The organism is Flavobacterium hibernum (assembly GCF_000832125.1).
Lineage (GTDB): Bacteria > Bacteroidota > Bacteroidia > Flavobacteriales > Flavobacteriaceae > Flavobacterium > Flavobacterium hibernum.
In genome coordinates, this window is the sequence record NZ_JPRK01000005.1 from 276045 (window position 1) to 301304 (window position 25260).

The following is a 25260-nucleotide window of genomic DNA, read 5'->3' on the forward strand; positions in this document are numbered from 1 at the left end:
GAATTGCTAATTATCCCTATTTTACTTCTTGCATTAATTTTCTAATAATTGGTGAGATTGCCAATAATATCACTCCTGCAATAAGCGAATAAATAGCTAACTGGTAATACCCTTCTGTATACGATTGTAATTTAGAAACTAAAGTATCTCCAGTATTTGATCTCGAAATCTCCGCTCCTAACTTACCCGCTGCCAATTGCCCAAAAGCACTTGCCAGGAACCACAATCCCATCATCATACCAAAAAGTCTTTTTGGAGACAGTTTTGTAATAATCGACATTCCTATTGGACCTAAACAAAGCTCTCCAATTGTAGTTACTAAGTAGGCAAAAGTAAATACGTTTAAAGATGCAATACCTTCAGAATTTGCAAAAAACCTTGTTAGGTAGAAAATATAAAAAGAAGCAGCAAGGAATAAAAATCCAATTCCAAATTTAATCAAAGTATTAGGTTCAATTTTTCTTTTACCCAGCCAAATCCATAGTAAACCAATAAGCGGACTTAAAACCACCACAAAAAATGTGTTTGAACTATTGTTAACTACATTGGGATCAATTGTAAAAAACAGCAATTTATCATTTAAGTTATCTTTTGCAAAAAGTGATAATGATCCTCCACTTTGTTCATAAATAGAATTAAACAAGAAATAGAAAAATACAAATAGAAATGCTGCAAAAAGCTTCTTTTGCAATTTCGAATCTCCCAATTTAAACAATTCGTATGCAAAATATGAAACGGCAATTGTACCAATAGTATACATGAAATAATCTGTATATTTAGTATTTTTTACCATTATAAAAATAAAAGGCAAACTCAAAATCGATAAAGCATATACTGCTATTTCACGAATTCGTCTCTTTTGTGGTGTCAAATTCAATAACGGAGAATCTCCAATTGGTCCTAAATACTTTTTAGTAAATAAAAAGGTTATCAAACCTAAAAACATTACAATTGCCGCTGATAAAAAGCATAATTGCCAAGAATAAAATTTCCCTAAATAAACACATAAAGCTCCACCAAAAAGACCTCCTACATTAATTCCGGCATAGAACATTCCGTAACCGGCATCTCTTCGACCATCACTTTCATGATACAATTCTCCAACCATTGAAGACACATTTGGCTTAAAAAAACCAGTTCCAATAATCGAAAAAGCAATTCCGTAATAAAAGAAATCATGAGGCGAAACCGCAATTAAAAGATTTCCCAGAATCATTACAATTCCTCCAAAAAACAATGATTTTTTAAACCCAAGAACTTTATCTGCAAAAATACCTCCAATAAAAGTAAAGGCATAAACAAAAGCCTGAATAGCACCATATTGCTCACTAGCATGATCTTCTTTCAAAAAAAGCTGATCTACCATAAAAATTACAAGAACCCCACGCATTCCGTAGAAACAAAAACGCTCCCACATTTCAACAAAAAACAAATACCACAATTGTTTTGGGTAATTGCCTTTAAAATTCTGAATTTCCTCTAATGTGATTTTCTGCTCCATTTATATATAAATAATTAATTGATTCCTTTTTCTTTCATTACTTTGTTAAGTTGCTTTACTAAACCAAACATTAGTACAGTTGCAAACATTAACAATGCGAAATTCACCCAAAAAAAATTGGCTTTATCATCGTATGTATCCCACATACTAGCTAAAACTCCACTTAGCTTATTCCCGATCGAGGTAGACAAAAACCAACCTCCCATCATTAAGGAAGTAATATTAACGGGACTTAATTTAGAAACTACCGATAATCCCATAGGACTCAAAAACAATTCTCCAATGGTTATGATTCCGTAATTTGCTACTAACCACCAAGCGCTGACTTTTTCTGCTCCGTTATTTCCAATTTTTACAGCCGCAATCATAATTAAAACTGACAGGGCCGAAATTAACAAACCGAAAGCAATTTTCGTTGGTGTTGACGGCTCTTTTTTTCTAATACGTAAAAAAGAGAAAAATGCAACAACCAAAGGCGTTAGTATAATTACCCAACCCGGATTAATGGACTGACTTAAGTTTGTAGCCCAAAGATGTACTTTGCCTCCTTCAGCAGGTAGCTTTTCTGGCGCTACATTCCTAAAGTATAAAGGATAATTAACTTCTTTTTGAACAACTCCATTTACTTTTTGCAAACGAAACTGGGCGTCGTAAAGCTCTGTTGATTCTTTTTTATATTCGACTTCTTTTGCCAATTTTAACTTTCCTACTATTTGACCAGTCGTACCGGTTACTTCTCGATCTGTATAACGATCTGCCCAGGTTGTAAGTGCAGAACCATTAAGTTTAAACACTCCCCAAAACAAAATCACTACGCCAAAAATCGCCAAAAGAGCTCCTATCGATCGTTTATCCTCGGCTTTTGCTTTGAAGTAAATTGTTCCGTAAAAGAAAACTATCGGGATACAAGCAAAAATAAAAGCATCTGTACTATCTGAACCAAAGATCGAGCTATTCAAATTAGTTTCTGATGCAACTCCTTTTACCAACCAACCAATTGCCCCAAAAATAAATGATGGCAATAAAATAAAAAGGATAATTTTATAAAACGGCATATCACCCTCCTGCACACCTTTTTTCTGATCGTGTCCTACATAATGCTTAGTCCCTAATAAAAATACTATTACGCCAATAAACATACCAACTCCGGCAGCCATAAAAGCCCAATGCCAACCTAAAAGAATTTGCAAGGCCGCACCAAAGAAATTACAGATAAAACCACCCACATTGATTCCCATATAGAAAATATTGTAGCCCTCGTCTTTTTTATCTTTATACTTTTCATTATTATAAAAACTTCCTAATAATGTAGAAATATTAGGTTTAAAAAAACCATTTCCAACAATCACAAAAGTCATGGCAATATAAAGTACAGTTATGTCGTGTACTCCCATTAAGAAGTAACCAATCCCCATTAAAATCCCTCCGAAAACAATCGATTTTTTATACCCTAAATATCGATCAGCAATAAGTCCACCAATAAAAGGAGTTAAAAAAACCAATGCAATAAAAGTTCCGTATAAATCAGAAGCTTCTTTCTCGGTCATAGCAAAACCGGCCTTTACATCTTTTAGATATAAAGTAAAAATCCCGATCATTAAATAGTAACCAAAACGTTCCCACATTTCAGATAAAAACAAAAAAGGTAACGCTTTTGGGTGCTTCTTCCACATAACTGTAATCTCTTTAAAATTAAAAATACCTACAAGTCTAAACCTGTAGGTAATTTTCATATATTATTTTTAATATTTATCTAACACCGTGCATCATCTTCTTCAAGAATGGAGTCAAAATAAATAATACAATTGCCGCAATTCCTGTAAGAACTACAAATACCATAAAGAATTCATATAAATTATGGATTTCAAATCCTGCAAAAAAGTGATTCGTAGCACTAATTTGATGTTTATCCAATAATGCTAATTGCTCAGCAGTAGGCGTTACAGTTTTATCTAAAATTGCCTGAAGATCAATCCCTAATTCTTTTGCTTTTACAAATTTATCACCAGTAGCCGGCAAAATAGATCCTAAAGTTCCTCCTAAAGCATAACCAGATGCATTAGACAAGAAGAATACTCCGTATAATAATGAAGCAAAACGTTTTGGAGATAATTTACCTACTAGTGACAAACCAATAGGAGACAAACATAACTCTGCACATGTGTTTAAGAAGTATAATAAGATAAGCCATTTAATAGCTAATAAACCTGAAGTTCCAATATATGAAACCTGAGTAGCAATCATAAAGAAACTGATTGAAATCACTACTAAACCAAATGCTAATTTCACCGGAGAAATTGGCTCTTTTCCACTCGCTCTAAGTGTATCCCAAAGAACACTAAACGGAACTGCTAATGCCACAACGAATAAACCGTTGAAAATTTGCACCATTGAAGCGGGCATTTGAAAACCAAAGAAATTTCTATCCGTTTGATTGTCTGCAATAAATGTTAGTGATGAACCTGCTTGCTCAAAAGCAGCCCAGAAGAAAATAATGAAGAACGAAACGATATAAATTACAATTATTCTATCTCTTTCAATTTTTGTTAAAGATGAATCTGAAATAATTAATCCTGCCAATGCAATACCACTTGAATAAATCAAGGTATAAATTAAGTTTTGACCTACTCCGTAATGGAAAATAAAACCTAAAACAATAAATGCAAGTCCTGCAACAGTCAAAGCTGTATTCGAGAAGTTAGCAGTTTGCGCTTCACCTTCTTCAAAATCTGCAGCTTCATTTTTAGATGGCAAACCTCCTAATGGTCTTCCTTCCGGAGATACTACATATTTATTTTTCAAGAAGTAAAAAAGAGTTGTTCCTAAAAGCATTGCAATCGAAGCTGCCAAGAAACCCCATTTAAAAGCATGAATATCTCTAATTCCACCAGAATCTTTAACATCTCCTAACATTGGACAAATATATTGACCTAAGAAAGCTCCTAAGTTAATCCCCATATAGAAAATAGTAAAAGCTGTATCTAGTTTTGTTTTTTCTTGTTTTGGATACAAACTACCAACCATACTAGAAATATTTGGCTTAAAGAATCCGTTACCAAAAACGATAACTCCCAAACCACAATACATAATTGTTGTAGCCAAAGACAAATTACCCTCGAAAATAGCTCCACTGGTAAACAATAGCAACTGTCCAGCGGCCATCATCAATCCTCCTAATAAAATACAGTTTCTATTTCCAAAAAAACGATCGGCAATAAAACCTCCCAACATTGGCGTTAAGTAACAAAGCCCAAGGAAACCTCCATAAATTAAAGAAGCTTCTTCTTCCTTCATTAATAATGAGTTTACAAGAAATAAAGTTAATAAAGCTCGCATTCCATAGAAATTGAATCGCTCCCACATCTCCGTTCCAAACAATACCCAAAGTCCTTTTGGATGCGCAGTTTTTACTTGAGTTTCTCCCATATTATTCATTATTTATTTTAAGGTTTAAAGTTTTAATTATAAGTTTTCTTTGATAAAGTTAGTCATTTTATTATAAAGCTGAATTCTCGTTTTCCCACCGTAAATACCATGGTTTTTATCTGGATATATCTGAGAATCAAATTGTTTGTTTGCCTGAATTAAAGCTTCCATCATTTGCATAGAGTTCTGTACGTGAACGTTGTCATCTGCAGATCCGTGAATCAATAAAAACTTACCTTTTAATTTATCTACGTGATTTATTGGAGAGTTTTGATCGTATCCGCTCGCATTTTCTTGTGGAGTTTGCATGTATCTTTCTGTGTAAACACTATCATAAAAACGCCAGTTTGTAACCGGAGCAACAGCAATTGCCATTTTGAAAATATCATTCCCTTGAAAAATACAGTTTGAAGCCATAAATCCACCATAGCTCCAACCGAAGATTCCAATTCTTGAAGCATCTACATAAGAATAAGCTCCAATTACTTTTGCAGCATCAATTTGATCCTGAACTTCGTATTTTCCTAATTCTTTTTGAGTTACTTTTTTGAAATCAGCACCTTTAAAACCAGTTCCTCTTCCATCAACGCAAGCAACGATATATCCTTGTTGTGTTAAAGAAGCAAACCAATAATCGTCAGTATTGTTCCAATCGTTATTTACTTGTTGAGATCCCGGACCAGAATATTGGTACATGAAAACTGGATATTTTTTAGAAGGATCAAAATCTTTTGGTTTTAAAATCCATGCATTAAGTTCGTTTCCTTTAGCCGTTTTTAAAACAAAAAACTCTTTTGTTGGTAAGTTATACGCTTTCAATTTAGCTGCAAGAGCCTCATTGTTTTCGATAACCTGAATTTCTTTTCCAGTTTTAGCCTCGTTTAAAGTATAAGTTGTAGGCTGAGAAGCACTTGAGAATGTATTAATAAAGAATTGGAAGTTTGGACTAAAAGTTGCCGCATTAGTTCCTGTGTTTTTAGACAAACGTACTTTGTTTTTCCCGTCTAAACCTATTCTGTAAATATCTCTGTTAATAGAACCGTTTTCTGTAGATTGATAGAAAACCGTTTTTGTTTTTTCGTCGAAACCGTAGTATGAAGTTACTTCCCAGTTTCCTTTTGTAACCTGATTTTTTAATTTTCCGGTTTTATCATAAACGTAAATATGATTGAAACCATCTTTTTCGCTTGTCCAAATAAAGCTATTATCTTTTAAGAAAGTCAAATTATCTGTCACATCAACATAAGCTTTGTCTTTTTCATTCAAAACTACTTTTGCAGCAGCAGTTGTTCCATCAATAAACAACAAATCAAGATTATCCTGGTGACGGTTTAAAACCTGAGCAGATAAGGTATTATTTTCGTTTGTCCATTGCAATCTTGCAATGTAGAAGTCATTATAATTTCCTAAATCAACTTTTTTAGTTGCATTTGCAGCCGCATCATATATATGTAGTGAAACTAACGAATTTTTTTCTCCTGCTTTTGGATATTTAAAAGTTTCAATTGTTGGATACAAATCTTTTTGAAAGATAGACATTGAAAATTCCGGAACTGCACTTTCATCAAAACGAATATAAGCCAATTTTTTACTGTCTTTACTCCAATCAAAAGCTCTTACAAAAGCAAACTCTTCTTCATAAACCCAATCCGTAATACCATTAATGATTGCATTTTTCTTTCCATCAGTAGTAACTGCTGTCGATTTTTTTGAAGCTAAATCATATACATAAAGATTATTTTCTTTAGCATAAGCGATTTTAGTTCCATCAGGTGAGAAAGTTGGCTCCTGAACCTGAAAATCAAATAGTTTAGTTAGGGATTTTGCAGCGATGTCATATAAAAAATAATCTGCTGTAAACGAGTGACGAAAGATATGATTGGTATTGCACGCAATTAAAATCTTTTTTTCTGAAGCATCAAAAGTATAACTATCAATTCCGTCAGCAAGTTGCTTATGGTTTTTAGTATCAATTAAATTAGACACTTTTTTTAACGTAGCAAAATCATATAAATCAATTTGCATCGTTCTACTTGCCTGATCTACATTTAAGACCGTATATTGATCTGTATTCTTTAATGATTGCAATTCAGTCATTCCCTTTGCACGAAATGCACCGCTATAAATATTCTCAACAGTAATTTTTTGTTGACCAAAAACGGTAGCAACTAAAAACAAAAAAATAACAGTAATTTTACTTGTATTCATTAGAATTATTTTAAATATAAAAAAGAGCCCAATTTTAGTAAAAAAAATGAACATAATACACATTTCATGTGTTAAATGTTAAAAAAAATAACGTTTGCGTAAATTTCAAATTTCAAATAGATTGCATATAAAACTCTTAAAATGGTATCTTTGCTGCAACTTTATTATTTAAAATACTGAGAATGAACAACGCTGTTGCCGGATTTTCTAAATTATCCAAAAAAGAAAAAACTAACTGGATTGCCAATACTTACTTTTCAAAGCCTGAAGAAGCGCTAAATATTATAAGAAATTACTGGAATTCAGACGAGAAGCTTCAACAATTGCATGATGAATTCATCGAAAACACCATTACAAATCTATATATCCCTCTTGGAGTTGCTCCTAACTTCCTTATCAACGGAAAATACAAAACTATTCCGATGGCTATTGAAGAAAGCTCTGTTGTTGCAGCAGCATCAAAAGCAGCAAAATATTGGTCTACAAGAGGTGGTTTTAAAGCTACAGTAATTGCCACTGAAAAAATAGGACAAGTTCATTTTACATTTAACGGAGACGCAGAAAAACTGCAATCGTTCTTTGATCAAATTAAACCTAAATTTTTCTCTGACACTCAAAGCATTACTAAAAACATGCAACAACGTGGCGGCGGTATTCTGGATATAAAATTAAAAGATAAGAGAAGTTTACTAGAAAACTATTTCCAACTTCATGCTACTTTTGAAACTAAAGATAGTATGGGCGCAAACTTTATTAACTCTTGTTTAGAACAATTTGCAACGACTTTAAAAGAAGAAGCTCATAATTCTGATTTATTTTCAGAAGATGAAACTGTGAAAGTTATCATGAGTATTTTATCGAATTATGTTCCAAATTGTGTTGTAAGAGCCGAAGTTTCTTGCCCGATTGAAGATTTAGCCGAAAAACACATCCCAAATCCACAAGAATTTGCTGAGCGTTTTTTACAGGCTGTTCAAATTGCCGAAGTAGAGCCTTTTAGAGCTGTAACGCACAACAAAGGAATCATGAACGGGGTTGACGCTGTAATTCTGGCAACAGGAAATGATTTTAGAGCCGTAGAAGCCGGAGTTCATGCTTACGCCTCAAAAAATGGTCAATATGCAAGTTTATCTCACGCTAAAATTGAAAACGGAATTTTTACTTTCTGGCTTGAAATTCCTTTAGCTTTAGGAACTGTAGGCGGATTAACTTCATTACATCCGTTAGTAAAATTATGTTTTGAGATACTCGAAAAACCGTCAGCAAAAGAATTAATGGAAATTGTTGCAGTTGCCGGTTTGGCACAAAATTTTGCTGCATTACGATCATTAACCACAACCGGAATTCAGGAAGGTCACATGAAAATGCACTTAAACAACATCATCAATCAATTTGAAGCGACGGAAGATGAGCGTCATTTAATTAAATCTCACTTTAAGAAAAATGCTGTTTCTCACAGTGCCGTAGTGGAGTTTATTGAAAATCTTAGAAAAAAATAAAAAATACTAAATTCCAAATATTATGGTTGGCGAATAAAACTCCAAATTCCAATTGTGGGATTTTGAGTTTTATACCGACGTTTCAGGATTGGAATTTATTTTAAAATTGAAGCATGAAAACAACCTTTTATAGTAACGGAAAACTTTTAATTACCGGCGAATATCTAGTTCTGGATGGCGCTAAAGCTTTTGCGTTACCAACAAAATTTGGACAAAATCTAATTGTAGAAAATGGTTCAAATCAAGAAATTCAATGGAAAAGCTATGATTTTGACAAACATCTTTGGTTCGACGACACGATCACTTTCTCTGAAATCATTAACAATCCAAAATCTGAAATTGAGACTGTAAAAACGACTTTAATTGAAATTTTGCACGAAGCTTATGTATTAAATCCAGATTTTATAAATACTTCTGAAGGTTACAAGATTAGCACACAACTAACATTCCCGAAAAATTGGGGACTCGGAACATCTTCTACCTTATTAAACAATATTGCGCAATGGGCAAAAATTGATGCTTTTACATTGCTTAAAAACAGCTTTGGCGGAAGTGGTTATGATATTGCATGTGCACAAAATAATACTCCTATTATTTATCAATTAGAACAAAATTCACCATTGGTTGAAGCCGTAGATTTTAATCCTGATTTCGCACAAAACATTCATTTTGTTTACCTTAACAAAAAACAGAACAGCAAAGCAGCTATTAAAGCGTATTACAACAATAAGAATCAAAACCTAGCACAAAATATTACTGATAATAATAAGATTACCAATGCTGTTCTAAATGCAAAAACAGTAAAGGAATTTGCGATAGCTTTAGAAAAACACGAAATTCATCTAAGTAATATTTTAGAATTAGAAACCATACAAGAAATCGCTTTTTCAGATTTTAGTGGTGTTATAAAAAGCTTGGGAGCTTGGGGCGGAGATTTTGTAATGGCAGTTTCAAAAGAGAATCCAAAAGATTATTTTACAGCAAAAGGATATGAAACAATTCTTTCTTATAACGAAATGATTTTGATTTAAAATAAGTTCACATTATTTACTTTCTCAAAGTTTAAATACTTCAACAAAGATTTTACTTAAAATTAAACCCATAAAAAAACCCGAAACATTCAAAGGAACGTTTCGGGTTTTATATTTTTATTTACTTACTAAAAACTAGTAGTTAAATTGTAATCTGTTATCTTCAATTTTAGCGTTAGCTTTCAATGCTGGCAAAATTCTACTTGCATCAGATGCGCTTTGAGCTTTTACTTTAGCAACATATTCGGCATGATTAGGAAGAGCAGGTGCTTTTACAGTTTTAATGTTTTTAACAACATATACTCCTGTATTTCCTTCAATTGGAGCAGAAACTTTATTTGCAGCTAATGCAAATGCATTACCAACAACTTTAGGCTCTTGACCAACTCCACCAGGTAAAACTGGGTTATCCATAGTTACATCAGCTGCTTGCTGAACAGCTACACCAGCACTTTTAGCCATAGCCTCAAGTGTAGAACCTGTCATTTTAGCTTTTAGCATTTCAGCTTTTTTCTTGTTTTTCAAGATTGACTCAACATAAGGTCTAGCCAATGTTACAGATACTAAACCAGATTTGTTTTCGCTTTTGTATTGTGCAATTACGTGACCAATATTAGCTAATTCAAAACGTTTTACATCTCCAACACTAGTTTCTTTGTCAAACGCCCATCTAATGATGTTACGTTGGTTTCCTAGAGGACCAAATTGCTCATCCATTGCTTTTGCAGTTACTGGAGCAGCAACTTTTAAACCTAATTCTTTTGCAGTAGCAGCAAAATCTTTATTAGCAGCATCCATTTCAAACTTAGTTGCTAATGTAAATACTTTATCAGAAGTAGCTTCAGATGGCTCAATTTTTTGAGCGATTGTAGCTAAACGAATTCCGTCTTGTTTATCTGTAATTTTGATAATGTGGAAACCGAAAGGAGTTTCAACTAAACCAACTTTACCAATTCCGTTGTTGAATACAAAATCATTGAATGGTTTTACCATTTGGTTAGGACCAAAATATCCTAAATCACCACCTTGTTGTGCAGATGAATCATCAGAACTTGTAAAAGCCAACATCATGAAACTATCTGGATTTGCTTGAACTTGAGCAAGAATTTCTTCTGCTTTAGCTTTAGCTTCTTCTTTAGTTCTTTTTTCTTTTGCATTTGGAGTTTGTGATCCTTCATATCCAATTAAGATATGACTTGCTTTCGCATTAACTCCTGCCTTAAATCCTAAAGATTTAGAGATTGCATAATATCTTCCAAAAACGTATGGTCCGTAAATTGCACCTGTAGGCAAACTGAATAATTTATCAGCGTCTACTGCTGGTAAAGCATTTTTAGGAACGTATGTTGAATCGTAAGGAACATCAGAATTTGAATTTACAAATTCTGCAATGTTTGTAGCACTTTTAAAACCTGGCAAAGTATCATTTTTACCTGTTTTAGCATTGTACTCTACTCTTCCGTTTAGTAATGCTGTGATTTTAGCTTTAATTTCAGCTTCGTCTTCTTTTGAAGCTTTATCTTCTACTAAAACGTATTGAATTTCACGAGTTGCATCTGCTTTAAATTTTTTCTCGTTTTTCTTCATGTAATCTACAATTTCTGAATCAGAAATTTTTACATCGCTATCTTTAATAGAAGAATATAATGCGCCAGCATAAGCAAAGCTTACTTTGTTAGCTTCCATTTCATATTTCAACTTTCCTTCACTTGTAGTTGTGTAAAGTCCAGATTTTACTAATGTATTGTAGATTTGGAATTTTGCATTTAATTCAGCATCTTTTTCTTTCTCAGAAATATACTGTGCTGCTTCAGGATTAGTTTTAAAGTATTCTTTAAACTTAGCCACATCAAACATTCCTGCAGAATTTAAAAACATTGGATTTTTACCAATATTTGGATCTGCTTTTAAAACTTCAAGTAAGTGTTTTTCACCAACTCTTAATCCTAATTTATCAAACTGAGCAGACAATAATGCAATTGAAACTTCTTGATCCCAAACTCTGTTTGCAGCTTCAGTGGAAGAAATTCCTTGACCACTTTTTTCAACATTACTAACTTTAACTCTAAAGTCTTCAAATGCGATATCTTTTCCATCGATGCTTCCCACATCTTTGGCACTAGCTCCGCCACCTTTAGAAGTAAAAATACCTTCTATTATAAATGCAAATAATGCAAGTGCAATAACACCTATCAATAAAGCGGAACGCTGTCTAATTTTTGCTAAAACTGCCATTTTTATTATCGTTAATTTTATATTCAGTTTGCGAAAATACAATTATCTAGTTAATAACAATACAACTAGCGTTTTATTTTACACAATTTTTTTTATTAATTTAAAAAATCACTCTTTTATTGTCAATTTGACCAATTCGATTTTCTTATTTGTAGCCTCTTCTATCACAAAATGATAGTTATCAATTACTATTTCTTCTCCTTTTTGAGGGATTTCTTTGGTATGATTTACAATAAAACCGCCAAGAGTTCCGTAGGAATCTTCTTCAGGAATCATTAATTTATAAGCTTCATTTAAATACTCAACATCTAAACGAGTTGAAAACAAATACTTGCCCTCACCTAACTCTTGTTCAATTAATTCTTCGTCTAAGTCATGCTCGTCTTCGATCTCTCCAAAAAGCTCTTCAACAATATCTTCTATTGTAATTATTCCAGCAGTTCCACCATATTCATCCAAAACTACGGCTACATTTTTTCGTTTTTTAATCAACAAATTCAATGCGTCTTTTATCAAAATTGTTTCCGGAACAAATTCAACAGTCATTAAAACTGATTTTATTGTTTTTGGCTTTTTAAATAAATCAAACGAATGCACGTAACCCACAATATCGTCAAGTGAATTTTGACTGACTACTATTTTGGAGTATCCCGTTTCGATAAACAGCTCTTTAAGATCAGTTACAGTGTCAAACAAATCGATATCGACAATCTCTGTACGGGGCGTCATAATATCGCGGGCTTTTACACCTGAAAATTCTAATGCATTTTGAAAAATCTGAATTTCAGAATCAACTTCCTCATCATCTTCAACAGAATTCATTTGCTCGGTGATATAGTTACCAAGTTCTATTTTACTAAAATACAACTGAACCTGATCGCCTTCTGTCTTGAAAAATTTTCGCAAAACAAAATCCGAAATCCATATAAAAAAAGTAGAGATGTAATAAAACAATCTGTAAAACAAATAGGCCGGAAGTGCAAAAAACTTAATTAATGAATTGGCATATATTTGAAAAAAGACTTTAGGGAAAAATTCAGCCGTTATTAAAACCAAAAAAGTCGAAAGTATGGTCTGAAACAACAAACTGGAAAGATCTGAAAAATGAAATCCCAAATTAATGATCCATTTCAAAATCAAATCTCCCATATAGAATCCGTAAACAACTAAAGCTACATTGTTACCAATAAGCATTGCAGCAATAAACTTTGAAGGATTCTCTGTAAGTTTTGTTAGAATTCGTGAAATAAAATTATCTTGTTTTTTTTCAATCTCAAGATAAATTTTGTTCGAAGAAATAAAAGCTATTTCCATTCCCGAAAAAAAGGCTGATAGTATTAAACATAGTATTATAATACTAATTTCCATTTTTATTGTTTTTTATTACGATCCTCAAATTTCTTGAGAAATCTTCTTCTAAAGAAAAACATAAACATCGCCAGACCTGCAATTGCAAAGTGCAAAACCGCAGTATCGGTTCCATCGTTCATCTTTGTAAATCCGCTATATATAAAGTAGAGCGCAAATACTACGTAAACATATTGTGTATATTTCATGTAACCCATAATCGTATTTTTTTATTCGTTTGATTCAATTTCGCCACTTACGCGTTGCGAGTTAATCACTTTAAAATCTTTACTAAAATCTATTCCTTGTCCGTACGAAACTCCTTTCGCATCTGTAAGTTTAAATTTTCTTTCGGTATAAAACCATTCATTTATCTGATCAAAATACAATTGCTCCGTTTCAAGCATTTGCCCGGTTTCTGATGTAATTTTCACCTTTCCCTGCAAATCTATTACACTTGTTGGTTTATATGAAACAGAATAATCGGCTCTGATAAAAGTACGCTTTTGTTTTTTATCATATAATACTACATCTAATCCTTTTGGGAATTCTGTAAAAGGAAATTCAAGATTAGAATAATCCAGCATTTTTGGACTTTTAAGAATACCTGTTATTAGTCCGGAGTCTGTGTATTTGATATTAACTGTATCTGCATCACTTCCTGGAACGAACTCTGAGAAGTTAATTTTCTGAACTTCTTTAAAGTTACTTTCGCATCCAAAAAACAGTGTCACAGTAAAAACTGTGACAACTGCTATAATATATCTCTTTGGTAAATTCATTTGCCAAATGTAGTAAATTGTACTGAGCTTATAAAAACATAAAGACTTATGCTTAATTGAATTTACTTTTCACGAACCATCTGTCGTTAAAAGAGAAACTTAAGCTAAAATTGAAATAATTCTCCTGAACTAAATTCGCTGTCATTGTACCTCTTTTACCAAATTCTAAACCTACGTTTACATTTGAGAAAGATCCATTTCCTAGCGGAATTCCAGCTCCAAGGTTCATACCAATATCATTGATATCTTGATTATTAACTACTAAACCAATTTTCTCGTATTTTAAACCTGCTCTATACGTTATTCTGCTCAAGTAACTTGTAAAAGATGCATAATTAGGAATAAAATATCCACCTACAGCATATTTTTGATATTTTTCGTAACGCACATTATCTGCTGAGTTGTAATAATTTGCAAGTTGTCCATTACCTTGAAAAGACATTGTAGTACCTACTAACCATTTTCTAGGCTGCCCAATACCTGCGCCAAATGTAACTTTGTTTGGCAATTTTAAATCTGTATCTGTTGACGGAACCACATAAGGATCAGGATCTGTTGTTACGGCAATAACTCTTGAGTTATGTGAACTTAGTGTGCTCGCAAATGTGTAGTTCAAACTTGTGAACAAGGTTAACTTTTTATCAATTTTTGTTTGATACATTGTACCAATATTAAAGCTAACACCTGATAATTCTGATGTATTGGTTTCTGTTGTTGCATTTTGAACACCAGTCACAAGCTCTAAACTTGTCGTTGTAATTTTACCAAAGTTATATTGTGCATCTGCTCCAATATTCCAATTTGGTCTAATTTTATATCCTAAACCAAAAAACACTTTATTTACTCCACCTTTACCTTCAAGTTGAGAACTTGTTGCTCCTTCGGTAGCTGTATTGTCGTTTCGAATTTTATATCCTACTGAAGTTACCGGAACTAAACCAAACGCTGCTCCAAATTTTCCCATTGGGATTCCTAATGCCAAATAATCAAATGTAGCACGTTGCGCTTTTTCTGATTGTGTATCTGTTTTAAATTTTGATGAACCAAAAGATCCTCCAACAGTAAAAGTTGTTTGTCTCAAACTAGCATAACTTGATGGGTTTTCAATATTCAAGTGAATACTATCTTGCTCAACTGAAACTCCGGCCATAGACCTGTTTTCAAGAGTTCCCTTAAATCTTACATCACCAATTCCAAAAAAAGAATAAGGTGAAGCGGTACCCTGTTGAGCGAATGAAACGAACGAGATAAGCAAACAAGCGCTTACTATAATTTTTTTAATCATTGTCGATTTTATATTGAAATGTTTGGTTCAAACTCTCCAAAAGGAAATTTGAATTGGCAAATATGGTATTTTTTAATCGTTTAGCCAAAAAATCTGCATCTCCTCCCGTTAAAATTATTATAAAATTTGAAAAGTTTGTTCGATATTCATCGATAAAACCGTCAATCTCATAGACGAACCCATTGACAACTCCGGAATGAATTGCCTGTTTTGTTGAGTTTCCTATATATAATTCGGGCTCTTCAAATGTTAGCAAAGGCAACTTGGCCGTGTAGTTATGCAGCGCTTCATATCGCAATCTGAGGCCTGGTGAAATTGCTCCGCCCAAATAATTATCATTTTCGTCGATAAAATCGTAGGTAATGCAAGTTCCTGCATCTATTATTAATCTGTTTTGTTTGGGAAACTGAAGGGTTGCTCCGGCAGCCAAAACCATTCGGTCAATTCCTAAAGTTTTTGGGGTTGCATATTTATTTACAAATGGAAACAGATCTTCATGTGTCAAAAAATGAATTTTAAGTTGATTTTCGAAATTCAGAAAAGATTGTTTTTCGATATTTCCAACGGACGCCACAACCAAATCGGAACAATTTTGAAATTTTTCTAAAATTTTTTCAATATTTTTTTCGAGCTCATTTTTCTCAAAAATAAACTTTTCAAGAATATTACTTCCCTCAAAAACAGCAGCTTTAATTCGAGTATTACCAACGTCAACCGTTAAAATCATAGTTTGTTTTTTTACCTTTGCGAAGATACGAATTGATTTTTTTAAAAAAATGTTTTGGATAAACGAAAAATGATTCTATATTTGCACCCGCAATGAGCACGGTGCCTTAGCTCAGATGGTAGAGCAATGGACTGAAAATCCATGTGTCCCTGGTTCGATCCCTGGAGGCACCACCGTTAAACCCGAATAGCAATATTCGGGTTTTTTGTTTTTAATAATTTCGTTAAAAATTTAAACCCAAAGTACGCTAGGATTTAAGCAAAAGGTTTGCAAAGTTTTAAATTAAACTTTGTGAACCTTTGCGTTTTTTGTTTTGTGCCCTTTGCGGTTAAAATAAACTATTAATGAAATACAGAAACTGCAGGGAAATAATATCCAGAAAAACTTATCGTTTCTTTCTTAACACCTGAGTCAGCATTGAACAAATAAAGATTATTGATTGCGAAATTTGTTCCAAATCCCTCATTAACTGTATTTACTACCAAAGAATTTTTCTTTCGATCGTAACCAATTCCTGCGCCGTATAGTATATTAGATTGTGTCAATGTAATAAAAGGTGTTGCCAATGAAGCTTCATCTCCATTATATTTATAAATTTCTTTACCACCGCTAAAACTTCCATTTTTAGCAATAAAAACATTGTTTTTAGCTGCTACAATAGATCCTGGATGCCATGCTCCCCAACTTCCGTAGGCTTGAAATCCTATTGCAATTTCTTTTACTTCAAGCGTATTTGAATCTATACTTATCAGTTTTTTACCTCCTGCTGCCCAAACTTTTTTATCGTCGGTTACTGCAAATCCCAGAACCATACTTGGAATCGTTTTTTCGACAACCAATGTCGAAGCATTAATAACAATCACTCCTTTTGAAGAAGATAATGCAAAAATGTAACCATTAGCTTTTACGATATCTCCCACTTGTCCTGTAACGCCTTCTATTTGACCATTTAATGTCATTGTGTTAAGATTAAGCTTGAAGATTCCTTTACTTGAAGTTAATAACGCTTGATTCTCATCAATACCTACTACTGCACGCCAGTCATTTCCGCCTTGAGCAGGAATTCTTTTTTCTTCTTTTAGCGAATAAGCATCTGCTACCACAACAGGTCCGCCCACTTTGGAAACTAAAAATAGTTTTTTATTAAAAATTGTTCCAAATTCTAATGTTGACGATTCTGGCTTTAGATTTTTATCAGGATTTACTTTTACAAAAACACTGTCTTCTATTGCTTTTGTATCATATCTGTAAAAACCAACTGTTCCTGTTCCGTGCCCAAACCATCCTTCATTAATCATATAGAAACCATTTTCATACGCTCCAAAAGTGTGAATATCGTATGTTAGAGAAACTTTTCCTCCATTATTTTTGGCTGTCATTGTTATTTTAAAGTCACCTCTTGTTTCTGGTTTAAAAGTATAAGTAGAATCAGATCCTACAACATTTCCGTCGACTGCCCATTCAAAAACAACATTATTTCGATCGGCTATTTTTGAACTTAATTGTAATGTTTTTCCAATTGTCAAAGTATCTTTTAATTGCTGTTCTCCTTTTATGGCAGGAGGTGCTGTAAAATCGTCATCATTGTTACATGAAACTGTTAGCAACATTAACGAAGCAATTGCGATTAATGGTCTGGAAAAAAAATGGTTTTTCATTGTTAAATATTTAAAATTATAGTACTTAATTTTTAAAATCGATTGTAACAAAAAGTTTTATATAGCATTTTGCTTGCTTTTGTTAAGAAGCAAAACATTTGGTACAGCGATAAGTTTTAATGATTTTTTTGTGAAGAAAATGTAGGCATCGAGCAGGAAAACTTCCCACAGGAAATTTCTTTTACGATATAATATTTGAGGAAAAAAGATTCTCATAAATTCAGTTTTGACTTACGAGAATAGAATAACCAAACAATACATAATCACGGAAAGCGATTAGTATTATTTTTAATTCAAGCTTCAATCCCCGAAAGCTATATTATTACTATGAAAATGGCAGGTCTTCTGACTTGCTCCCTACACCCAGCCTTCCCTTTCTAGATGAAAAGTGACTTATTAAAGGGTTTCAGTTAATGAGCTTACAGCTGCGGGACAGTTTTGGAGTTACACCAAATTCCCTTTTAATGTCAATATTTTATCAATATGACAACCAATTTCTGTTTTTAAAATTTGAGGTGCAAAACTAGTGTTTTCTTTGTTTTTTTAAGATAAAAAAACAATTATTTATAATCTATTATACCTAATATTTTCTGAATAGATTTTATATTATCATATGAAGTTTTTATTTCATAAGGAGAAATGAAAGGAGAATAATATTGAAGAATATTTTCATCATTACGCCTAATAACTAATATATAAACAGATGAATGTCCCTCAACAATTACACAACTTTGATAATAGCTTTCTTTTTTTAATGTTTGAACGATACTTTTTAGGTCGTTTTTTTCTTGTACAGAAAAATTCACCTCTTTGCTAAATTTTTCACTTTTGCTAAAAGCACTAAATTTTTCATCGTAATTAACTATTAAAAATGATGAACTTCCACTGCCTTCTTGCCATTTGTATAGCAAAATCCCATCTTTTACTTTATCAAAATCTTCAAATTGTTTTACGTTAAAATCAGAAGATGAAATTAAGCTGCTGTAATTTAGAATCAAATCTTCTGACGGGGTAATTACTGCTTTACAATTTTCCTGATTAGAAACTATCTTTTTTGGAGATGAACAAGCCAACAATATCAGATAAATCAAAAATAGACTAATTTCTTTTTTCATGGTAAATAAATTCTAAAAATATACTTCTTTCTGCAATATCAAATATATAACGAATACTCTCACTTGGAATACAATTTCAAACAACATTACACTAATCAAAAAACAATCACTTTTTGTTAAAAAAGCATTAACTAAATAAAAAAATATCTTCTATATTCGTAAAATCATAATTAATAATTTTATTTATTATTAAAAACACATCAGATTTTATGAGCAAAACTTCTACTAAAGGCATTTGGAAAGTGATTTCGGCCTCGTCAATGGGTACAATGATTGAATGGTACGATTTCTATATTTTTGGAAGTTTAGCTGTTGTAATTTCAACAAAATTTTTCCCGAGCGATAATCCAACCGCTGCATTTTTATCGACTTTGGCCACTTTTGCAGCAGGATTTGTTGTTCGTCCTTTTGGAGCTTTATTCTTCGGAAGACTTGGTGATATTATTGGTCGTAAATATACTTTCATGGCTACTTTATTATTAATGGGCGGCTCTACTTTTTTAATTGGCTGTATTCCGAGTTATGAAACTATTGGCTTTCTGGCTCCTTTATTGGTTTTAATTCTTCGATTATTACAAGGATTAGCTCTTGGTGGAGAATATGGCGGTGCGGCCACTTATGTTGCTGAACATGCTCCTACGGGACAAAAAGGATATTGGACTTCTTGGATTCAGACTACTGCTACGGTTGGTTTGTTTATTTCGCTAATGGTAATTTTAGCAACAAAGAATGTGCTTTCGGCAGAAGATTTTGATACATGGGGATGGCGCGTTCCGTTTTGGGTTTCTATTGTAATGGTTGGCGTTTCGTATTTGATTCGTAAAAACATGGACGAATCTCCTGAATTTGCTAAGGCTAAAAAAGAAGGAACTACGAGTACAAATCCACTTAAGGAAAGTTTTGGAAACAGATATAACTTAAAATTTGTTTTGCTTGCTTTATTTGGAGCAACTATGGGACAAGGTGTTGTTTGGTATACTGGTCAGTTTTATGCGATGAGTTTCATGAAAACGGTTATGAATGTCGACTCTTCGCAAGTTGACAGTTTATTGGGAATTGCTTTATTATTAGGAACTCCGTTTTTTATTTTCTTTGGATGGCTAAGTGATAAAGTAGGCCGAAAATATATTATGATGGGCGGAATGTTGCTTGCTATTTTATTTTACAGGCCTATTTACAAAATGATGTATACCACTACTGATGTAAACTACAAGACTGAAATTGTAGAAAAAAGACTTGAAAAAACTGAAACTAATCAAAATAATGATTTAATTACCACAATTTCAAAAACCTATACTGACGAAACTTCGTATGTGGAGAAGAAAATAACGTTTAACGATAAAAAGGAACCGCAAAGTCACGTTTCCATTACTATTAATTCCAGCGACGAATGGACTTTGATTTTACTGGTTTTTATTCAGGTTCTATTTGTAACTATGGTATATGGTCCAATTGCTGCTTTTTTAGTAGAAATGTTTCCAACGAAAATTAGATATACTTCAATGTCTCTTCCTTATCATGTTGGTAATGGTATTTTTGGCGGTTTACTTCCTGCCATTTCAACTTATTTTGTAACACACGCCAAGAATTCAGGAAAGTCTGATTTTTACCTTGACGGACTTTGGTATCCTATTGTCATTGCTTCTGTTTGCTTTGTAATTGGAATGATTTATATTGATAATAAAAACAAAACTAACCACATCTAAACCACTTTAACTTATGAATGCGATCAAACAAATTTTAGGCGTTTTATGGATTATTCTGGCCGTTGCGGCCGCTTATTTTTGCGTTTTTGAATTTGGATTACCTAAACTACTTTCAGACAAACAAGACGATTTGGTCTTTGGCATTATTATTCTTTTTATTCTTACTCCGTTAATTGTTTTAGGATTGGGAACTTTTGGCTATTTTGCTGTAGTTGGAGAGTATAACGAGAAAAAATAATAACCGATTTTTGCAACATAAAAGGGCTGTCTATTTTCATAGAACAGCCCTTTCGAACTACTAACCAAACCAAATTTTTAATCTGTTAGATATGCTTTAATAGATTTATTTTTTAATAAGCTTCATTACTTGAGTTTTTCCGTTTTCATCCAAAGCTTTTACAACATATAAGCCCGTTTCTAAATCACTTACATTAAACTGAGAATCTGTATTTCCGTTTGCAAAACTTTTTACCAGTTGTCCTGAAATTGCATAAACCTGAACTTTGGTTGTAGCTATGTTTAGTGTAAAATAATTTGAAACCGGATTTGGATATAAGCTAACTGTATTTCCTTTCTCAAAATCTTCTATTGCTAGATTTGCTACTTTGTTACCGTAAATTCTATACTCTCCAGCTGGTATGTTTATAACCGCATTTACATCTGTCACATTGATTGTGCTGTTGTCCATTAAATTGTACCATATTCCAGTATATTGAAAACCTGTTGGAACATTTTTTGCCGTTGTATCAAAATTCGCCAAGATTAAAACATCTTTTAATTGTGCCGAAGACAAATTACTGTTCGTGATTTTTATATTTACAGATAATGTACTGGCACTTGCAATTGTGGGAGTTCCTAAAAACACAGGCTCTGTAGTTTTAAGCGTAATCATTTTTGCCCAATCGTTGTAAATCTTGCTTCGATTTGAATTTCCCAACCAATTATTTACCCATTGAGGTTGTGGCTTAGTATCTAATTTACAATCTCCGGCCGTACCATCGACATCTGTGTTTACTGTATTATTATTGCAGGTAAAAATAGAACTCTCCCAACCTAAATCTCCAAAATGCCAAATCATTTTAGGACCTGGAACCAATAATGAAACTGCTCCAAGTGCAGGCATTCTCGACAATGCTGTATTTAAGTTTTTTACATCGTAAGACCCGTTTGAAGCTCCAAATTGTAAACTTTTATACATTACACGTTCTTCGTCATGACTTTCTGCATAACCCATTAAACGATTTGCTACAAAACCATGACTAGCACTAGCCATTCTCGAAATATCTGTGTTTGTCGCATAACCCATCGCTAGTTGGCTGTATTGATCTGTCATTTTACCCCACATCATTATTCCTTTGCTCACAGGATCTGCAACTCTGTAATTTGCCCATTCTTTTTCTTCGGCATCAGTTCCTAAATGTTCAAAAATGGTATAATGTGTTGGGTCTAAACTCCATGAGTAATCTGCATATTTCTTTAAAACATCAACTCTGTCTTGTTGATAAGCGTTGGTACAATTTTGATCATTAGCTGTACAAGCCTGAGTAAATCCTTTGGTTAAGTCCCAACGGAAACCATCAATTTTATATTCTTCAATCCATTGTTTAATAACGCGATCTACATAATATTGTGTTTTTAATGATTGATGATTAAAGTCTTCTCCAACACTATAACTGTGTTTTGCTACGGTATTAAAATAAGGATTTTCGGCAGTTGGCGCCCCAAAACCATCACCATCAGGATCGTTCATCCACATACGAACCATTGGATTTCTGCCAAAAGCGTGATTTAGCGCCACATCTAAAATAACGGCAATTCCGTTTTGATGACATAAATCGATTAGTTCTTTTAATTTATCCGAAGTTCCATAGAATTTATCCAAGGCCATATGAAACGAAGTATTATAACCCCAACTTTCATTGCCTTCAAATTCCATTACCGGCATTAATTCAATAGCATTTATTTTAAGATTTTTAAAATAGTCTATTTTATCAATTAAACTTTGATAACTTCTGGCAGCATCAAAATCACGAACCAAAACTTCATAGACTACTAATTTATCTTTTTCAGGTTTTGTAAAATTAGTTACTTTCCAATTGTATGGTGTTTGTCCTGTTTTTAGAACGGTAACTTCAAAACTTTGCCCTACAGGATATACTGGCATATTTGGGTATGAAGCAGCAGGAATTGAAGGATCGTCGTAAGGCGACAAAACTAATGTTGAGTATGGATCTGCTGTTTTTACCAACGCTGGCGAATTTGCAATTGGTGTTGTTTTTACGACCCAATATTGATAGGTATTGCTTACTCCTGAAACTAATCCGGTTAACTCTAACCAGAATTTACCTGAAGTTGGATCTTTTTTCATGGCATACGCCGATGAAGGCTGCCAGTTATTAAAACTTCCTGCAACGTAAACAAAATCTTTTAAAGGTGCATCCAGAACTAAAGTTGCTTTTGTAGCATCTGTTGAATTATAATTTATTCCGTCGACTAAACCCGCAGGCATTGCTGCTGAAACTGTATTTGGATTTACTATTGCCGAAAACTTTTTGGTAATTGTAGTAGCTCCCTGCGTTACCGCCAATTCGTAGGTTTGATTACTTGTAATACTGGTATGTAAATACGTATAACTTGAAGCACTTGCAACTGTGTTAATGACAACTCCGTTTGCTTTTAGCGAATAACTTGCCAACCCGTTTGTATTTGTTGCCGTGATATTAAAATTTGAGCCAGAAGCCAAAATTGTTGCACTATTTTCAACTGGAGCGGTCAAGTTTACCTGAAATGTACCAACCTCAACCAAAATATCTTGCGATTGTTTTGCTCCCGTTCCGTCTTTGGCTTTTATTAGAAATCCAATTTTTCCAATTCCGTTTCTATTAAAGTAAACAGATGGCGTAAAGGTTTTTGTATAAGTATCTGTTGCTGAATTATAGGTGAATCTACTTGCCTCGTTTGAAGCTGTCCAAGATCCATTTGAAGGCGAATCCGCCTGAGCAGTATCATTTATATCATACGACCAAGACCACAGATATAAAGCATTTCCTGTTACCGACCATGTACCTTCGTTTATACTACTTCCATCAACGGTTATAGTAATTGGAGTTGTGTCTTCAAAAGTTTGTGGATTTATGGAATAGGTTATCGTTTGTGTCTGTGCAAAAAGAGCCGCAGACATCAAAAGAAATAGTAAGAGTAAAGTTTTTTTCATAATTAGAATTGGTATATTTTGTGGTAAAAAGTTAGATAATTAATAAAGATATTTATTAATAACACATTCTACTATAGCGTTTTCGAAATACAATAACGCAAACGTTGTAGTGTTTAAAACTTTATTGCAATTCCCTTAAAATCATACAAAAACGTAAATTTTTCATACAGGAAAATCAACTTTATATAATTTTCGATATTGAATCTTTAAAAAAGCGAATTAGCGTTGCAACAATTTCCTGAATTGATAAAAAACTCGTTCGATCAAACGCATTTCTTCTGTTATGATATCTCCGGAACCTATTAGTTCTTTATCAAATTTTATCTTTTTCCCGTAAGTTGTTTTTAGTCCGTTTGGCATTGCGACCTCTATAAAATAATCTCCGTCTTTATCTGTGATTGTCGACATGGATTGAATACGTCCTTCCAGCATTCCATATTCCTGAAAAGGAAAATTATCTAATTTGATTAAGACTTTTTGGTTTAGCTGGATTTTTCCCGAATTCTGCAGCGGAACTTTTAAACTGCCTACATAATCTCCTTGATTTTCTGGCAGTATAGTAGCAAATAAATCTCCCGTTTTTATAAGTTGATTTTCTTTCCATGAATTCTGAAACCTAAAAACGCCATCATAACTTGCAACAAACAAATAGTTTTGTTTCCAGATATGAATGCTTTTTTTTAATTCGTCGAGAGCTTGAAACAAGGAGCTTAAATTGGTTACATCTGCTTTTTCCTGAGAAATTTGATTGATTACGACTTGCTTTTTAGCCTGATCTATTGCTTCTTTCTGTTGCGAAATTGTTGAGTTGGTTTGATCGTAACTTTGTTTTGCTTGTAAATTATTTGCTTTTTGAACATCTAAATCATATTTAGATATAACTCCTTTTTCAAACAATTGCAATGATCTTTTGTACTGTACATCGCTTAAGTTTAGTTTTACTTTTTCTAGTTTTTGCTGTTCGTATAATGATGCCAGTCGATTTATATTTTCGGACTGAGAACTTCTGGCTGCGCTAATTTCTTCTGAATATGGATGAAGTTTTTGATTCAAATCATTCTCAATATAGATTTTATGAAACTGGCTAAAGGAGGTTTGAATATCTCCCAGTTGCAAATTATTCAAATCTTTAAATGGGAAATAAAACAACTGATAATCAGACGGAATTGAGTTTACCATTTTTTCCAGTTTTAAAACATCTTCAAAATTGGCTGTACTTTCTAAAATTGCCAGTATTGTTCCGCTTTTTACTTTTGAAGAGTTAGCAGCGCAAAGTTTAACGATTCTTGAATTAACCTTAGATTCCATTCGTTCTGGCGGATGATGTGAAGTTATCACAGCTTTTGCCGAAATTACATCTGGATACTTTATAAACCAGCATCCAACGATAAACAGCAGTATTATTGCGAAAATGATCGAAATACCGTAACGAACAATCCAAGCCGGCGGATTGGACAGTACTTCCTGTACTGACTCTGAACGTAATTCTATATCTTCTAAAACATTATTTCGTGTCATTTTAATTT

Annotated in this window: 18 protein-coding genes, 1 tRNA gene and 1 riboswitch; of the genes, 5 read left to right on the forward strand and 14 right to left on the reverse strand. The window is 33.0% G+C overall.

The window, feature by feature from the left end; translation table 11 throughout:
- Positions 1-16 precede the first annotated feature (16 nt).
- The 4 genes from IW18_RS05510 to IW18_RS05525 all read right to left on the reverse strand — a co-directional run bounded on the left by IW18_RS05510 (position 17) and on the right by IW18_RS05525 (position 7135).
- Positions 17-1501, reverse strand: coding sequence for a peptide MFS transporter (locus tag IW18_RS05510; RefSeq protein ID WP_041516576.1), 1485 nt, complete (start codon positions 1499-1501; stop codon positions 17-19).
- A 14-nt stretch (positions 1502-1515) separates the two neighbouring features.
- Entirely contained in the window at positions 1516-3174 is a 1659-nt protein-coding gene (locus tag IW18_RS05515) for a peptide MFS transporter (RefSeq protein ID WP_041516577.1), read from the reverse strand.
- 76 nt (positions 3175-3250) lie between these two features.
- Positions 3251-4927, reverse strand: coding sequence for a peptide MFS transporter (locus IW18_RS05520; RefSeq protein ID WP_041516578.1), 1677 nt, complete (start codon positions 4925-4927; stop codon positions 3251-3253).
- A gap of 36 nt (positions 4928-4963) precedes the next feature.
- The gene (locus IW18_RS05525; RefSeq protein WP_041516579.1) at positions 4964-7135 is read right to left on the reverse strand and encodes a S9 family peptidase; all 2172 of its coding nucleotides are present in this window, start codon (positions 7133-7135) and stop codon (positions 4964-4966) included.
- A gap of 182 nt (positions 7136-7317) precedes the next feature.
- On the opposite strand from IW18_RS05525, the gene IW18_RS05530 reads away from it, so the two are divergent.
- Both IW18_RS05530 and IW18_RS05535 read left to right on the forward strand, forming a co-directional pair.
- On the forward strand, positions 7318-8634 hold the full coding sequence (locus tag IW18_RS05530; RefSeq protein WP_041516580.1) for a hydroxymethylglutaryl-CoA reductase, degradative: 1317 nt from the start codon (positions 7318-7320) through the stop codon (positions 8632-8634).
- A 113-nt stretch (positions 8635-8747) separates the two neighbouring features.
- The gene (locus IW18_RS05535; protein ID WP_041516581.1) at positions 8748-9665 is read left to right on the forward strand and encodes a GYDIA family GHMP kinase; all 918 of its coding nucleotides are present in this window, start codon (positions 8748-8750) and stop codon (positions 9663-9665) included.
- A gap of 135 nt (positions 9666-9800) precedes the next feature.
- Here IW18_RS05535 and IW18_RS05540 read toward each other — a convergent pair whose 3' ends face one another.
- From IW18_RS05540 to IW18_RS05565, 6 genes are all read right to left on the reverse strand, one after another.
- Positions 9801-11900, reverse strand: a complete 2100-nt coding sequence (locus tag IW18_RS05540; RefSeq protein WP_041516583.1) for a peptidylprolyl isomerase — start codon at positions 11898-11900, stop codon at positions 9801-9803.
- 108 nt (positions 11901-12008) lie between these two features.
- On the reverse strand, positions 12009-13268 hold the full coding sequence (locus IW18_RS05545; RefSeq protein ID WP_041516584.1) for a hemolysin family protein: 1260 nt from the start codon (positions 13266-13268) through the stop codon (positions 12009-12011).
- Positions 13269-13270: 2 nt separating this feature from the next.
- Entirely contained in the window at positions 13271-13465 is a 195-nt protein-coding gene (locus IW18_RS05550) for a hypothetical protein (protein ID WP_041516585.1), read from the reverse strand.
- 12 nt (positions 13466-13477) lie between these two features.
- On the reverse strand, positions 13478-14029 hold the full coding sequence (gene lptC, locus IW18_RS05555) for an LPS export ABC transporter periplasmic protein LptC (RefSeq protein WP_041516586.1): 552 nt from the start codon (positions 14027-14029) through the stop codon (positions 13478-13480).
- A 52-nt stretch (positions 14030-14081) separates the two neighbouring features.
- The gene (locus tag IW18_RS05560; RefSeq protein ID WP_041516587.1) at positions 14082-15314 is read right to left on the reverse strand and encodes a hypothetical protein; all 1233 of its coding nucleotides are present in this window, start codon (positions 15312-15314) and stop codon (positions 14082-14084) included.
- Complete coding sequence (locus IW18_RS05565; RefSeq protein WP_041516588.1) at positions 15307-16041, reverse strand: type III pantothenate kinase; 735 nt, start codon at positions 16039-16041, stop codon at positions 15307-15309. Before IW18_RS05565 ends, IW18_RS05560 begins: the two co-directional genes overlap by 8 nt.
- A gap of 100 nt (positions 16042-16141) precedes the next feature.
- On the opposite strand from IW18_RS05565, the gene IW18_RS05570 reads away from it, so the two are divergent.
- Positions 16142-16214, forward strand: a tRNA-Phe gene (locus IW18_RS05570).
- Between the two features lie 168 nt (positions 16215-16382).
- On the opposite strand, the gene IW18_RS05575 is transcribed toward IW18_RS05570, so the two are convergent.
- Positions 16383-17699 carry a DUF5074 domain-containing protein gene (locus IW18_RS05575; RefSeq protein ID WP_041516590.1) on the reverse strand — a complete coding sequence of 439 codons (1317 nt, stop codon included), beginning with the start codon at positions 17697-17699 and terminating at the stop codon, positions 16383-16385.
- 318 nt (positions 17700-18017) lie between these two features.
- A riboswitch (cobalamin riboswitch) is annotated at positions 18018-18209 on the reverse strand.
- Between the two features lie 50 nt (positions 18210-18259).
- Positions 18260-18814, reverse strand: a complete 555-nt coding sequence (locus tag IW18_RS05580) for a hypothetical protein (protein ID WP_041516591.1) — start codon at positions 18812-18814, stop codon at positions 18260-18262.
- A 209-nt stretch (positions 18815-19023) separates the two neighbouring features.
- Between IW18_RS05580 and IW18_RS05585 the strand changes: the two genes are divergently transcribed.
- Entirely contained in the window at positions 19024-20520 is a 1497-nt protein-coding gene (locus IW18_RS05585; RefSeq protein WP_041516593.1) for an MFS transporter, read from the forward strand.
- 13 nt (positions 20521-20533) lie between these two features.
- The gene (locus tag IW18_RS05590) at positions 20534-20758 is read left to right on the forward strand and encodes a DUF6814 family protein (RefSeq protein ID WP_041516594.1); all 225 of its coding nucleotides are present in this window, start codon (positions 20534-20536) and stop codon (positions 20756-20758) included.
- Between the two features lie 105 nt (positions 20759-20863).
- Here the strand turns inward: IW18_RS05590 and IW18_RS05595 are convergent, their stop codons facing one another.
- Together IW18_RS05595 and IW18_RS05600 are read right to left on the reverse strand one after the other, a co-directional pair.
- Complete coding sequence (locus IW18_RS05595; RefSeq protein WP_041516595.1) at positions 20864-23734, reverse strand: alpha-amylase family glycosyl hydrolase; 2871 nt, start codon at positions 23732-23734, stop codon at positions 20864-20866.
- Positions 23735-23953: 219 nt separating this feature from the next.
- The gene (locus tag IW18_RS05600) at positions 23954-25252 is read right to left on the reverse strand and encodes an HlyD family secretion protein (protein WP_041516596.1); all 1299 of its coding nucleotides are present in this window, start codon (positions 25250-25252) and stop codon (positions 23954-23956) included.
- Positions 25253-25260: the final 8 nt, after the last annotated feature.

Bases quoted from the DNA above. Each gene is read 5' to 3' on its own strand.
- IW18_RS05510 (WP_041516576.1), bottom strand. From the start codon at position 1,501: ATGGAGCAGAAAATCACATTAGAGGAAATTCAGAATTTTAAAGGCAAT.
- IW18_RS05515 (WP_041516577.1), bottom strand. From the start codon at position 3,174: ATGTGGAAGAAGCACCCAAAAGCGTTACCTTTTTTGTTTTTATCTGAA.
- IW18_RS05520 (WP_041516578.1), bottom strand. From the start codon at position 4,927: ATGGGAGAAACTCAAGTAAAAACTGCGCATCCAAAAGGACTTTGGGTA.
- IW18_RS05525 (WP_041516579.1), bottom strand. From the start codon at position 7,135: ATGAATACAAGTAAAATTACTGTTATTTTTTTGTTTTTAGTTGCTACC.
- IW18_RS05530 (WP_041516580.1), top strand. From the start codon at position 7,318: ATGAACAACGCTGTTGCCGGATTTTCTAAATTATCCAAAAAAGAAAAA.
- IW18_RS05535 (WP_041516581.1), top strand. From the start codon at position 8,748: ATGAAAACAACCTTTTATAGTAACGGAAAACTTTTAATTACCGGCGAA.
- IW18_RS05540 (WP_041516583.1), bottom strand. From the start codon at position 11,900: ATGGCAGTTTTAGCAAAAATTAGACAGCGTTCCGCTTTATTGATAGGT.
- IW18_RS05545 (WP_041516584.1), bottom strand. From the start codon at position 13,268: ATGGAAATTAGTATTATAATACTATGTTTAATACTATCAGCCTTTTTT.
- IW18_RS05550 (WP_041516585.1), bottom strand. From the start codon at position 13,465: ATGGGTTACATGAAATATACACAATATGTTTACGTAGTATTTGCGCTC.
- lptC (WP_041516586.1), bottom strand. From the start codon at position 14,029: ATGAATTTACCAAAGAGATATATTATAGCAGTTGTCACAGTTTTTACT.
- IW18_RS05560 (WP_041516587.1), bottom strand. From the start codon at position 15,314: ATGATTAAAAAAATTATAGTAAGCGCTTGTTTGCTTATCTCGTTCGTT.
- IW18_RS05565 (WP_041516588.1), bottom strand. From the start codon at position 16,041: ATGATTTTAACGGTTGACGTTGGTAATACTCGAATTAAAGCTGCTGTT.
- IW18_RS05575 (WP_041516590.1), bottom strand. From the start codon at position 17,699: ATGAAAAACCATTTTTTTTCCAGACCATTAATCGCAATTGCTTCGTTA.
- IW18_RS05580 (WP_041516591.1), bottom strand. From the start codon at position 18,814: ATGAAAAAAGAAATTAGTCTATTTTTGATTTATCTGATATTGTTGGCT.
- IW18_RS05585 (WP_041516593.1), top strand. From the start codon at position 19,024: ATGAGCAAAACTTCTACTAAAGGCATTTGGAAAGTGATTTCGGCCTCG.
- IW18_RS05590 (WP_041516594.1), top strand. From the start codon at position 20,534: ATGAATGCGATCAAACAAATTTTAGGCGTTTTATGGATTATTCTGGCC.
- IW18_RS05595 (WP_041516595.1), bottom strand. From the start codon at position 23,734: ATGAAAAAAACTTTACTCTTACTATTTCTTTTGATGTCTGCGGCTCTT.
- IW18_RS05600 (WP_041516596.1), bottom strand. From the start codon at position 25,252: ATGACACGAAATAATGTTTTAGAAGATATAGAATTACGTTCAGAGTCA.